Consider the following 12796-nt stretch of genomic DNA (forward strand, 5'->3'; position numbering starts at 1 on the left):
TTCACGCTGCCAATGTGTTGGTCGGGTTTTGTGGTTTGCCTGTTGTTAATGTGTTGCCTGGGCTGGCCTCTTCGCGGGTGAACCCGCTCCTACAGGGGGGCTCGCTTTTTTCGCGCCTGGCGTGGCTTGCTTGGGGTCGCCTTGCTTCCAGTCGCTTTGCTCTTCCCGCCACCGCGACGTTTCTTTTTCCAGGGCGGGGCCGCCCCGGCCGCTGGCCCGCTGATGGTCATGCGCATGCCGCTGCAACGCTCGACCAGCTTGCCCATCCACGCCGACTGCCGGGCAACGAACTCTTCCAGGGGCATCTCGCCGCTTTGCACCATGTCCAGCGCCTGCTCCCAGATTGCCGTGGTGCCGGGGTCGGCAATGGCCCGGGGAACGGCGTCGATCAGGCTGAAGGCCGCAGGTGTGGCCGACAGCGCCTTGCCGTTCTTTACCAGGTAACCGCGGTCGAGCAGACCCTGGATAATGCTGGCGCGGGTGGCTTCGGTGCCGATGCCGGTGGTTTCCTTGAGCTTCTGCTTCAGCCGAGGGTCATCCACCAGCTTGGCCACGTTTTTCATCGCTTTGATCAGGTCGCCCTCGGTAAACGGCTTGGGCGGCTGGGTCCACAGGTCTTTCAGTTGCAGGCCGTGTACGCTGCAGTCCTGGCCTTCGCGCAGCGCTGGCAGCACCTGGGCCGGTGGTGCCTCGCGGCCTTTGGCCGGGGTCAGCGCCTCGGGCAAGGCGCGGCGCCAGCCCGGCTCGACAATCTGTTTGCCCACAGCACGCAGCGCATGACCGGCGCAGTCGAAGTCGGCCTGGGTGCGGTCGTACTCATGGTTGGGCAGGAACTGCGCCAGATAGCGGGCGCGGATCAGGGTATACACGGCCTTGTGCTTGGCCGGCAGGCGCGAAGGGTCGCTGGCGGCGGCGGTGGGGATGATGCCATGGTGAGCGCTGACTTTGGCGTCGTTCCACGCCCGCGAGCGGCGTTGCGGCTCCAGGTAGGGCTGCAGCGGCGCCAGGCTGGCATCGGCCCGTTGCAGGGCAGCGAGGATGGCAGGTGCCTCGGCGTGCTGGCTTTGTGGCAAATAGCCGCAATCGCTGCGCGGGTAGGTGATCAGCTTGTGGGTTTCGTACAGTGCCTGGGCAATGTCGAGGGTTTCCTGGGCGCCGAGGCCGAACTTTTTCGAGCACAGCTCCTGCAGGGTGCCAAGGTCGAAGGGCAGTGGTGCAACTTCGCGCACACGCTCGGTCGCTACCTTTACCGCTCGGGCAGTGCCGGCATGGCTTATATCGGTGGCGGCCTGCTGTGCCAGGCCTTGCTTCAGGCAGCGGCCTTGGTCATCGCAGGCGTCTTCGGGGGCGCGCCATTGGGCATTGAAGCGTTGGCCGGCGTGTTCCAGTTGTACATCGATGGCCCAGAACGGCACCGGCACGAAGTCGGCGATGCTGCGGTCGCGGTCGACCACCAGGCGCAAGGTGGGCGTTTGCACGCGGCCTACCGGCAGCACACCCTGGTAGCCGGATTGGCGGCCCAGCAGGGTGAACAGCCGGCTCATGTTCATGCCGATCAGCCAGTCGGCGCGGGAGCGGCCCAGCGCCGAGTGGTACAGGTTGAACGTCTCGTGGCCTGGCAGCAGGCGTGCCAGGGCTTTGCGGATGGAGGCGTCGTCCAGCGCCGACAGCCACAGGCGCTGCACCGGACCTCGGTAGCGGCAATGCTCGACCAGCTCGCGGGCAATCATTTCGCCTTCGCGGTCGGCGTCGGTGGCAATCACCAGCTCCCGCGCTTCACCGAGCAGGCGCTTGACCGCCTTGAACTGGCTGGCGGTCTTGGGCTTTACCAGCATCTTCCATTTGTCTGGAATGATCGGCAGGTCAGCCAGGTTCCAGCGCTTGTAACGTTCGTCGTAGCTGTCGGGCGGGGCGGTTTCCAGCAGGTGGCCAATGCACCAGGTGACGCAGATATCGGTGCCTTGCCAGCAGCCGTCGCCTTTGCGGTTGGCGCCGAGCACTTTGGCGATGTCTTTTGCCTGGGAGGGTTTTTCACAGAGGAACAGGCGCATGGCCGGGACGCTTTATCGGGGTGGTGGGCCATAGGATGCGCAAGCGGGGGCGCGGAGGCAAGTTTTATCTGGATGGATGTACAGGTTTTTGTCAGGAGAAGTGTCTTTACCTGTGCCGGCCTCTTCGCGGGCAAGCCCGCTCCCACATGAATCGTATTCCCATGCAGGAGCGGGCTTGTCCGCGAAGCGGCCAGTGCAGGTTACGGATCAGGCGCGTGAGTCGCGCACCATGTCCACATGCGGGATGCCAGCTTCGAGGAATTCCTCGCTGACTACGCGAAAGCCCAGCCGCTCATAGAACGGCGTGGCGTGTACCTGGGCGCTGAGCATCTGTTGTTTCAGGTCGCGGTTCTGCGCTTCGACGATGACCGCATTGACCAACGCATCGCCAACCTTCAGGCCACGCCAGTCCTTGAGCACCGAGATGCGCCCGATGGTACCGTCGGCCAGCAGGCGCGCAGTACCGATTGGATAGTCGCCTTCCAGGGCCAGGAAGTGCAGGGCGTCCTGATCTTCCGAATCGAACTCCAGCTCTGGCGGAATGTGCTGCTCGGCGACGAACACGGCTTCACGGATACGGCGGATGTCGGCGTTGTCTTTGTGCCAATCGGCGAGGCGAACGCTGATCTTATTCATTGGCGAATCCCAAGCTCCCTTGTTTGACCAGCTGCTGTACCAGCATAAGGCCATCTTCGTCCTGCAGCCACTCGGCCAGGTTGTCGATGTGCAAGGCGTCGGCCGCGCATACCAGTTTCAGCAGCTCTCGCAGTTTGCCGGGCAGTGGGCAACTACGGCCGCTGGCGAACAGCAGCAGGTCATTTTCGAATTCGGACCAGGCCAGGCGTGCGCTGGGGTTGCGAATCAGGATGGCGCCCTGCTCAAGAGCGTCGATCAGTTCTTCCTCGCTCAGCTCTTCGCCAACGATCTGCTCGGGGTAGCGCGGCTCGGTCATGAACTGGCCGAACCAGGTCAGCAGCAGGTCCTTGTCGCCCATGTGCTTGTCGAGCAGCGCCTTGAGGCGGTCGAGGGCATCGTGCTGGATCTGGTGCGGGTCGCTGACCGGCTGGGCGTCGGCGTCGCTGTAGCGCTCTTCGTCGGGCAGGAACTGGCCGAGGAAGTCGGTGAAGTGGGTCAGCACTTCGGCAGCGCTCGGTGCGCGGAAGCCGACCGAGTAGGTCAGGCAGTCATCCACGGCTACGCCGTAGTGGGCCAGGCGCGGTGGCAGGTAGAGCATGTCGCCGGGCTCCAGGGTCCACTCTTCACTCTGCTCGAACTCGGCCAGGATACGCAGGTCGGCGTGCTCCAGCAGCGGGCTGTCACTGCTGCACATCTGGCCGATCTTCCAGTTGCGCTGGCCGTGGCCTTGCAGCAGGAACACATCGTAGTTGTCGAAGTGCGGGCCGACGCTGCCACCCGGGGTGGCGAAGCTGATCATCACGTCATCGATACGCCAGCTGGGCAGGAAGCGGAAGTTTTCCAGCAGTTCGGCCACTTCCGGAACGAACTGGTCAACGGCCTGTACCAGCAGTGTCCAGTCTTTTTCCGGCAGTTCGGCGAAGGTGTCTTCGCTGAACGGGCCGCGGCGCAGCTCCCACGGGTGCGCGCCGTGTTCCAGCACGATACGTGACTCGACTTCGTCTTCCAGGGCCAGGCCGGCGAGTTCATCGGGGTCGATCGGGCTGATGAAGTCCGGGAAGGCCTGGCGCACCAGCAGCGGCTTCTTCTGCCAGTAGTCGCGCATGAATTCGCGGGCCGAGATGCCGCCGAGCAGCTGCAGTGGAGTATCAGGATTCATGTTCAACCTATTGAAAAAACGTAATTTTCGTACGGGAATAAAAACGCCCGGCCAGGCCGGGCGTTGTACGCGACGCTCAGCTTAGATGCGTTTGGCCTGGGCTGCCGCGTTACCGATGTAGGTAGCGGGGGTCAGCTGCTTGAGCTCGGCCTTGGCTTCGGCTGGCATGTCCAGGCCGTCGATGAAGGTCAGCAGCGCTTCTGGGGTAATGCCCTTGCCACGGGTCAGCTCTTTGAGCTTCTCGTAGGGGTTTTCGATGTTGAAGCGGCGCATCACGGTCTGGATCGGCTCGGCCAGCACTTCCCAGCAGGCGTCCAGGTCGGCGGCGATGCGAGCTTCGTTGACTTCCAGCTTGCCGATGCCTTTCAGGCTGGCCTCGAAGGCGATCACGCTGTGGGCAAAGCCCACGCCCAGGTTGCGCAGCACGGTGGAGTCGGTCAGGTCACGCTGCCAGCGCGAGATCGGCAGCTTGCTGGCCAGGTGCTGGAACAGCGCGTTGGCGATACCCAGGTTGCCTTCGGAGTTTTCGAAGTCGATCGGGTTGACCTTGTGCGGCATGGTCGACGAGCCGATTTCGCCGGCGACGGTCTTCTGCTTGAAGTAACCCAGCGAAATGTAGCCCCACACATCACGGTCGAAGTCGATCAGGATGGTGTTGAAGCGGGCGATGGCGTCGAACAGCTCGGCGATGTAGTCGTGCGGCTCGATCTGGGTGGTGTACGGGTTGAACTGCAGGCCCAGTTCGTCTTCGATGAAGGCGCGGGCGTTTTCTTCCCAGTCGATCTGCGAGTAGGCCGACAGGTGGGCGTTGTAGTTGCCCACGGCGCCGTTGATCTTGCCCAGCAGCGGTACGGCGGCAACCTGGGCGATCTGGCGCTCCAGGCGATACACGACGTTGGCCAGTTCTTTACCCAGGGTGGTCGGCGAAGCTGGCTGGCCGTGGGTGCGCGACAGCATTGGCACTTCGGCGTGGGCGTGGGCCAGGGCGCGGATGGCGTCGGCGACCTGGCGCATCAGCGGCAGCAGCACTTCGTCGCGGCCGGCGCGCAGCATCAGGGCGTGGGACAGGTTGTTGATGTCCTCGCTGGTGCAGGCGAAGTGGATGAACTCGCTGACCTTGGCCAGCTCAGGCAGCTTGGCGGCCTGCTCCTTGAGGAGGTATTCAATGGCCTTGACGTCGTGGTTGGTGGTGCGCTCGATTTCCTTGACGCGCTCGGCGTGCTCCAGCTTGAAATCGGTGGCCAGGCTGTCCAGCAGGGCGTTGGCTTCGGCGGAGAACGCCGGCACTTCGCCGATTTGCGGGTGGGCGGCCAGGCGCTGCAGCCAGCGCACTTCGACCAGGGCGCGGAAACGGATCAGGCCGAATTCGCTGAAAATGGGGCGCAAGGCCTGGGTTTTGCCGGCATAACGGCCGTCTACAGGGGAAACCGCAGTGAGCGAAGAAAGCTGCATGGGGTGTTCTCGGACAGTCAGGCTTTTGGAAGGGCGCATATCATACATGAAAAATGCGCCCAGGTCGGGTGGCTGACCAAAGGTCGGCCCAAATTTGGATCGGGTGGCAGACCCTGTGGGAGCGGACATGCCCGCGAACACCGGCGTAGCCGGTGCCATACACCGCGTCGCCTGCTTCGCGGGCAAGCCCGCTCCCACAAAGGGCAGTGCAGCCCGTCAGCTGGGGCTGCGCATCATGTCGTACAGTTCGTTCAGCAACTTGCGCCGGCTGAACACCAGCTGCCAGCGGTGCCCGCCCAGCTGCCGCCACAGTCGCGCGGCGCGGATGCCGGCCAGGAGCAGGGCGCGGATCTTCGAGGCGTTGTTGGGCTGCTGCAGGAAGCGCATGTCGCCGTGCACCTGGATGCGCTGGCGCAAGGTGCTCAGGGTGTCCTGGTACAAAGCTCCACTGGAAGCGATGACGTTTTCGTGAACCAGGCCGAAATGCTCGGCCTGCGACTGGATTTGCGGCAGGCGGTTGCCGATGGTGTCCAGCAGGTCGCCACGCTTGTTCAGCTGGCGCTCCAGGCCCAGCATCGACAGGGCGTAGCGCAGCGGCTCACGTTGCAGGCTGTTGGGGTCGCGCTCAAGGGCGCCGATCAGCGCTCGGTAGCCGTCGCGCAGGTTCAGGTCGTCACCGCCGAACACCTCCAGGGTGTCCTTGGGGTCGCGCACCAGCAGGCTGCCCAGCATGCAGCCGATATTGGCTTCACTGGCCTGGCCGGTGCGGGCGATGCGGTCGACCAGCACGGCGGCCTGGAACACACCACCCAACGCAATCAGCTGTTCCTGCAGGTTGCTCATGCGCGCGGGCTCCACGGCTCGGCAGCCTCGATCACGCCGCCGCCCAGGCACACTTCACCATCGTAAAACACCACGGACTGGCCAGGGGTAACGGCGCGCTGAGGCTCGTCGAACACGGCGCGGTAGCCGCTGGCGGTGCGCTCCAGGGTGCATCGCTGGTCGCTCTGGCGGTAGCGCACCTTGGCAGTCAGCTGACGTGGGTTGCCGAGGTCGACCGGGTTGACCCAGAAAATCTCCGAGGCCAGCAGGGCACGGGAGAACAGCCATGGGTGCTCGTTGCCCTGGCCGACCACCAGCACGTTGCGAGCCAGGTCCTTGTGCAGCACGTACCACGGTTCGTCACTGGCATCCTTCAGGCCGCCAATGCCCAGGCCCTGACGCTGGCCGATGGTGTGGTACATGAGGCCATGGTGGCGGCCGATCACTTCACCTTCGGTGGTTTCAATATCGCCCGGCTGGGCCGGCAGGTACTGCTTGAGGAAGTCGCTGAAGCGGCGCTCGCCAATGAAGCAGATGCCGGTGGAATCTTTCTTCTTGGCCGTGGCCAGGCCGTGTTTTTCGGCAATGGCACGCACTTCGGGCTTTTCCAGTTCGCCGACCGGGAACAGGGTGCGGGCAATTTCCTGGCCGCCGACGGCGTGCAGGAAGTAGCTCTGGTCCTTGTTCGGGTCCAGCCCCTTGAGCAGTTCGGTGAGTGCGCCAGTATCGCGGCGGCGCACGTAGTGGCCGGTGGCGATCAGGTCGGCACCCAGCGACAGGGCGTAGTCGAGGAACGCCTTGAACTTGATTTCGCGGTTGCAGAGGATGTCGGGGTTGGGGGTGCGGCCAGCCTTGTATTCCTCAAGGAAGTGCTCGAACACGTTGTCCCAGTATTCGGCAGCAAAGTTGGCGGTGTGCAGCTTGATGCCGATACGGTCGCACACGGCCTGGGCGTCGGCCAGGTCTTCACGGGCGGTGCAGTATTCGGTGCCGTCGTCCTCTTCCCAGTTCTTCATGAACAGCCCTTCCACCTGGTAGCCCTGCTCGATGAGCAGAAGGGCTGAGACGGAAGAGTCCACGCCGCCGGACATGCCGACGATGACGCGGGTCTTGGCGGGGTCTTTAAGTGCTGGGCTGGTCATGGGTACCGGTGTGTATCAAGGGGGAAAAACGCCGATTCTATCAAACCCGTGGCGCCGCGTCAGTCGCGTAGCAGGTCGAGGCTGTGCAGCGGGCCGTTGAGATAGTCATCCAGGCAGCGTGGCACCAGCTCGCTGCGCCAGCGGGTTGGGTCGGCCAGCAGTTCGTCGTGGGTCAGCCACACGGCGCGGACGATGTCGCTGTCCAGTGCCAGGTCGGCATGATGGCGCACGGGGCGCGCGGCGAAGCAGACGCGCTGGTAGGTCACGCCGTTGCTGGGGGCGGTGTACAGGTAGATGCCGACCACACCGGTCAGCTCGACTTCCCAGGCGGTTTCTTCCAGGGTTTCGCGCAGGGCGGCCTGGGGCAGGGTCTCGTTGGGTTCGAGGTGGCCGGCAGGCTGGTTGAAGACGTGCTGGTTGGCTTTGAATTCCTCGACGAAGAGGAACTTGCCTTCGTGCTCGACGATGGTGGCGACGGTGATGTGGGGTTGCCAGGTCATTTGCCATGTCCTTTCAGATTGCCGGGACCGCCTTGCGGTCCTTCGCGGGCTCGCCCGCTCCCACAGGTGCAGTGCAGGTCTTGCTGGCAGCACCTTCCTGTGGGGCGGGCAACCCCGCGAAGGGCTGCGCAGCGGCCCCGATCCAGAAAGCACAAACCCCGGTGCGTGGCCGGGGTTTGTGCTGTTACTTCAAGCGAACCTTACAGGGCAGCAATTGCGCTGTTCAGGGTCTGGCTTGGGCGCATCACCTTGGCGGTCAGCTCGGCATCCGGGGCGTAGTAGCCGCCGATGTCGGCTGGCTTGCCCTGAACGGCGTTGAGCTCGGCGACGATGGTCGCTTCGTTCTCTGCCAGGGTTTTGGCCAGCGGTGCGAAGCGTGCCTGCAGGGCAGCGTCGTCCGACTGAGCAGCCAAGGCCTCGGCCCAGTACAGGGTCAGGTAGAAGTGGCTGCCGCGGTTGTCGATGCCACCGACTTTGCGCGACGGCGACTTGTTGGTGTCGAGGAACTTGCCGGTAGCCTGGTCCAGGGTGTTGGCCAGAACCTTGGCGCGCGGGTTGTCGTAGGTGTTGCCCAGGTGCTCCAGGGAAGCGGCCAGGGCCAGGAATTCACCCAGCGAGTCCCAACGCAGGAAGTTTTCTTCAACCAGCTGCTGTACGTGCTTCGGAGCCGAACCGCCGGCGCCGGTTTCGAACAGGCCGCCGCCGCTCATCAGCGGCACGATCGACAGCATCTTGGCGCTGGTGCCCAGTTCCATGATCGGGAACAGGTCGGTCAGGTAGTCGCGCAGCACGTTGCCGGTCACCGAGATGGTGTCCTTGCCTTCGCGGATGCGGGCCAGGGAGAACTTGATGGCATCGACCGGTGCCAGGATGCGGATGTCCAGGCCGGTGGTGTCGTGATCTTTCAGGTACTTCTGCACCTTCTCGATCATGACGCCGTCGTGGGCGCGGGCCGGGTCCAGCCAGAACACCGCCGGGGTGTTGCTCAGGCGGGCACGGTTGACGGCCAGCTTGACCCAGTCCTGGATCGGTGCGTCCTTGGTCTGGCACATGCGGAAGATGTCACCGGCTTCAACGTTTTGCTCCAGTACCACGTTGCCCTTGCCATCGACCACGCGCACGACGCCATCGGTGTTGATCTGGAAGGTTTTGTCGTGGGAGCCGTACTCTTCGGCCTTTTGCGCCATCAGGCCAACGTTCGGCACGCTACCCATGGTGGTCGGGTCGAAGGCGCCGTTGGCCTTGCAGTCTTCGATGGTGGCCTGGTAGATGCCGGCATAGCAGCGGTCCGGGATCACGGCCTTGGCGTCTTGCAGTTCGCCTGCGGTGTTCCACATCTTGCCCGAGTCACGGATCATGGCCGGCATCGAGGCGTCGACGATCACGTCGCTCGGCACGTGCAGGTTGGTGATGCCTTTGTCGGAGTTGACCATGGCCAGGGCCGGGCGCTCGGCGTACAGGGCCTGGATGTCGGCTTCGATCTCGGCCTGCTTGTCGGCTGGCAGGTCCTTGATACGGGCGTACAGGTCGCCGATACCGTTGTTGGCGTTGAAGCCTACTTCGGCCAGGGCAGCGGCGTGCTTGGTCAGCACGTCGTTGTAGAATTCTTCGACGATGACGCCGAACATGATCGGGTCGGAGACCTTCATCATGGTGGCTTTCAGGTGCACGGACAGCAGCACGCCGGCGGCCTTGGCATCGGCGATCTGCTCGGCGATGAAGGCTTTCAGGGCCTTGCGGCTCATGGTGGCGCAGTCGATGACTTCGGCGGCTTTGACGGCGGTCTTTTCTTTCAGCACGGTGGTGCTGCCGTCTTTGCCGACCAGCTCGATGCGCAGGCTGTCGTCAGCTTCGATCAGTGCGGCTTTTTCGCTGCCGTAGAAGTCGCCCTGGGTCATGTGGGCAACGTGCGACTTGGAGTCAGCGGCCCAGGCGCCCATCTTGTGCGGGTGCTTGCGGGCGTAGTTCTTGACCGACAGCGGCGCGCGGCGGTCGGAGTTGCCTTCGCGCAGCACTGGGTTCACGGCGGAGCCCTTGATGCGGTCGTAGCGGGCACGGGATTCTTTTTCTTCCGCGGTGGCCGGCTCGTCGGCGTAGTCAGGGATGTTGAAGCCCTTGCCTTGCAGTTCCTTGATCGCGGCTTTGAGCTGCGGTACCGAGGCGCTGATGTTCGGCAGCTTGATGATGTTGGCTTCAGGGGTGGTAGCCAGCTGGCCCAGTTCCGCCAGGTGATCGCCTACTTGCTTCTCTGCGCCCAGTTGCTCCGGGAAGGCGGCAAGGATACGGCCAGCCAGGGAAATGTCGCGAGTTTCGACAGCGATGTCAGCCGAAGCGGTGAACGCTTCGATGATCGGCAGCAGCGAGTAAGTGGCGAGGGCGGGGGCTTCGTCGGTGAAGGTATAGATGATCTTGGAACGGGTGGGCATGCGGGTTAACTCTCTGTGTGCTGAGCGTGCTCGAGTCTCGTGGTGCGCAGGGTAGGCGCATCGCCCTGGCAGCGCCATGAGCGGAAAGTCGAGAGGCTGCGAGCGGTGATGGTGGATGCATCAGTCGAGCGTCAAGTGCTGGGGTGCGGTAACAACCCAGGCTTAGTGGCCATTCATGGCCTAGGGCGGTCCGCATTTTCCTGGGATTCGCCCCGATGACCCTTCGGTCGCGGCGGAGTATACCAAACCATTTGGGCTAATCAGCAAGGCCAAGTGATATCGGCCCATTTATAAGACCAAAGACTAAGCGGCAATGTGGCGGGTTGTCGCATGCCTTGCAGGTCGGCAGATGTGGTTTAGGCTCAGTGGATCGCACGATGTCCAAACCACACCCGACAGCGGAGTAGTGCAAGCATGGGATACCAGAAAATCAAGGTTCCGACCGACGGCGCCAAGATCACCGTCAATGCAGATCATTCGCTTAATGTGCCTGATCATCCGATCATTCCTTACATCGAGGGCGACGGAATCGGCGTCGATGTCTCGCCGGTGATGATCAAGGTGGTCGATGCCGCCGTGGAGAAGGCCTACGGCGGCAAGCGCAAGATTGCCTGGATGGAGGTGTACGCTGGCGAGAAAGCCACCCAGGTGTATGACCAGGATACCTGGCTGCCACAGGAAACCCTCGATGCCGTGCGGGATTATGTGGTATCGATCAAGGGGCCGCTGACCACCCCGGTCGGTGGTGGCATCCGCTCGCTCAACGTGGCCCTGCGCCAGCAACTGGACCTGTATGTGTGCCTGCGGCCGGTGCTGTGGTTCCAGGGTGTGCCGAGCCCGGTGAAAAAGCCTGGCGATGTCGACATGGTGATCTTCCGCGAGAACTCCGAAGACATCTATGCCGGCATCGAGTGGAAAGCCGGATCGCCCGAGGCGGACAAGGTGATCAAGTTTCTTAAAGAGGAAATGGGTGTCACCAAGATCCGCTTTGACCAGGACTGCGGCATTGGTGTCAAACCGGTGTCGAAGGAGGGTACCAAGCGACTGGTGCGCAAGGCCCTGCAATACGTGGTGGATAACGACCGCGAATCGCTGACCCTGGTGCACAAGGGCAACATCATGAAGTTCACTGAGGGGGCCTTCAAGGACTGGGGGTACGAGGTGGCGCGTGACGAGTTCGGCGCTGAACTGCTCGATGGCGGCCCGTGGATGAAGTTCAAGAACCCCAAGACCGGCCGCGAGGTCATCGTCAAGGACGCCATTGCCGACGCCATGCTGCAGCAGATCCTGCTACGCCCGGCCGAGTACGACGTGATCGCCACCCTCAACCTCAACGGTGACTACCTGTCCGATGCCCTGGCGGCGGAAGTGGGCGGTATCGGCATTGCACCGGGCGCCAACCTGTCCGACACCGTGGCCATGTTCGAGGCCACTCACGGCACTGCACCCAAGTATGCCGGGCAGGACAAGGTCAACCCGGGCTCGGTGATCCTCTCGGCAGAGATGATGCTGCGCCACATGGGGTGGACCGAGGCTGCGGACCTGATCATCAAGGGCACCAATGGCGCCATTGCGGCCAAGACCGTGACCTACGATTTCGAGCGCCTGATGGACGGCGCCAAGCTGGTAAGCAGCTCAGGCTTTGGCGACGAAATGATCAAGCACATGTGAAACAACAGAAAACCGGCCGCCTTCTGTAAAGAAGCGGCCGGTTGTTTCGTATACCGGCACAGTGCAGGCAGTCAGGCTTTTGCGGTTTCGCTTTGCGGCTCGCCGATGGATCTGGCAGTCTCTGCCGCGGCGGCCGCAGCATCCTTGATTTCGATGGCGTGCAAGCCTTTCGGGCCCTGGACGATGTCGAATACCACGGCCTGGCCTGCCTTCAGGGTTTTGTATCCGTCCATTCGGATGGCGGAATAATGGGCGAACAGGTCATCGGATTTACCTTCCTCATTGATGAATCCATAGCCCTTGGCATTGTTGAACCACTTGACTTTACCGCTTGCCATCCCTATGTCCCTCTGCAAAGGACTCCATCACTGGAGTATCATCCACTTCATCCGCATACGAACCTTGCGAAAAATCTGGTTGACTGCGCGGATCTTTATCGCCCACGGTGGGTTCTTATTGGTTGTAACACCGTTTTGCCGATAGTCAAGGTCACGCGGCGCCTGCGCTGGCGGTGGCCTGTGCAGTCAACCCGCAACCTTAACCTGACGCTCATGATGAAATTCTTTCCATGCATGCACCTAGTGAGATTCGACTAACATTCAATCAGGATCGCCCGCAATCGAATGAGGACGACGGCTCAGGTCTTGCAGTCCAGGAAGCCAAGCCGATCCTGCAGGCGCCACCGATGTACAAGGTGGTTTTGTTCAACGATGACTACACGCCAATGGATTTCGTCGTCGAAGTGCTCGAGACGTTCTTCAGTCTGAACCGCGAGCTGGCGACCAAGATCATGCTGACCGTCCATACCGAAGGGCGGGCAGTGTGCGGATTGTTTACCCGTGACATCGCCGAAACAAAGGCTATGCAGGTCAACCAATACGCCAGGGAAAGCCAGCATCCGCTACTCTGTGAAATCGAGAAGGACGGTTAATCGCCG

Annotated in this window: 11 protein-coding genes; 2 read left to right on the plus strand and 9 right to left on the minus strand. The window is 62.6% G+C overall.

The annotated features are described in order from the left end of the window. Positions 1-89 precede the first annotated feature (89 nt). The 8 genes from QCL51_RS09025 to QCL51_RS09060 form a co-directional block, all read right to left on the minus strand. Complete coding sequence (locus tag QCL51_RS09025; RefSeq protein ID WP_021782144.1) at positions 90-2051, minus strand: DNA topoisomerase III; 1962 nt, start codon at positions 2049-2051, stop codon at positions 90-92. A 207-nt stretch (positions 2052-2258) separates the two neighbouring features. Next, positions 2259-2687 (minus strand): GNAT family N-acetyltransferase, encoded by a 429-nt coding sequence (locus QCL51_RS09030; RefSeq protein ID WP_003251237.1) that lies wholly within the window; start codon positions 2685-2687, stop codon positions 2259-2261. Continuing rightward, on the minus strand, positions 2680-3846 hold the full coding sequence (locus QCL51_RS09035; protein ID WP_021782145.1) for a cupin domain-containing protein: 1167 nt from the start codon (positions 3844-3846) through the stop codon (positions 2680-2682). The genes QCL51_RS09030 and QCL51_RS09035 overlap by 8 nt, the downstream gene beginning before the upstream one ends. An 81-nt stretch (positions 3847-3927) precedes the next feature. Beyond that, positions 3928-5298, minus strand: coding sequence for an adenylosuccinate lyase (gene purB, locus QCL51_RS09040; protein WP_010954819.1), 1371 nt, complete (start codon positions 5296-5298; stop codon positions 3928-3930). Between the two features lie 216 nt (positions 5299-5514). After that, positions 5515-6141, minus strand: a complete 627-nt coding sequence (gene hflD, locus QCL51_RS09045) for a high frequency lysogenization protein HflD (RefSeq protein ID WP_021782147.1) — start codon at positions 6139-6141, stop codon at positions 5515-5517. Then, positions 6138-7262, minus strand: coding sequence for a tRNA 2-thiouridine(34) synthase MnmA (gene mnmA / locus QCL51_RS09050; RefSeq protein ID WP_021782148.1), 1125 nt, complete (start codon positions 7260-7262; stop codon positions 6138-6140). The genes hflD and mnmA overlap by 4 nt, the downstream gene beginning before the upstream one ends. Before the next feature lie 59 nt (positions 7263-7321). Further along, the gene (locus QCL51_RS09055) at positions 7322-7762 is read right to left on the minus strand and encodes an NUDIX hydrolase (RefSeq protein WP_103444676.1); all 441 of its coding nucleotides are present in this window, start codon (positions 7760-7762) and stop codon (positions 7322-7324) included. A 200-nt stretch (positions 7763-7962) separates the two neighbouring features. Further along, positions 7963-10188 carry an NADP-dependent isocitrate dehydrogenase gene (locus tag QCL51_RS09060; RefSeq protein WP_028697665.1) on the minus strand — a complete coding sequence of 742 codons (2226 nt, stop codon included), beginning with the start codon at positions 10186-10188 and terminating at the stop codon, positions 7963-7965. A gap of 414 nt (positions 10189-10602) precedes the next feature. Between QCL51_RS09060 and icd the strand changes: the two genes are divergently transcribed. Further along, positions 10603-11859 carry an NADP-dependent isocitrate dehydrogenase gene (gene icd, locus QCL51_RS09065; RefSeq protein ID WP_021782151.1) on the plus strand — a complete coding sequence of 419 codons (1257 nt, stop codon included), beginning with the start codon at positions 10603-10605 and terminating at the stop codon, positions 11857-11859. A 71-nt stretch (positions 11860-11930) separates the two neighbouring features. On the opposite strand, the gene cspD is transcribed toward icd, so the two are convergent. Continuing rightward, positions 11931-12197 (minus strand): cold shock domain-containing protein CspD, encoded by a 267-nt coding sequence (gene cspD / locus QCL51_RS09070; RefSeq protein WP_021782152.1) that lies wholly within the window; start codon positions 12195-12197, stop codon positions 11931-11933. Between the two features lie 230 nt (positions 12198-12427). Between cspD and clpS the strand changes: the two genes are divergently transcribed. Beyond that, entirely contained in the window at positions 12428-12790 is a 363-nt protein-coding gene (gene clpS, locus QCL51_RS09075) for an ATP-dependent Clp protease adapter ClpS (protein ID WP_003251220.1), read from the plus strand. The last annotated feature ends 6 nt before the right edge of the window (positions 12791-12796 follow it).

Source organism: Pseudomonas sp. LTR0, assembly GCF_036630035.1.
Classification (GTDB): Bacteria; Pseudomonadota; Gammaproteobacteria; order Pseudomonadales; family Pseudomonadaceae; genus Aquipseudomonas; species Aquipseudomonas putida_Y.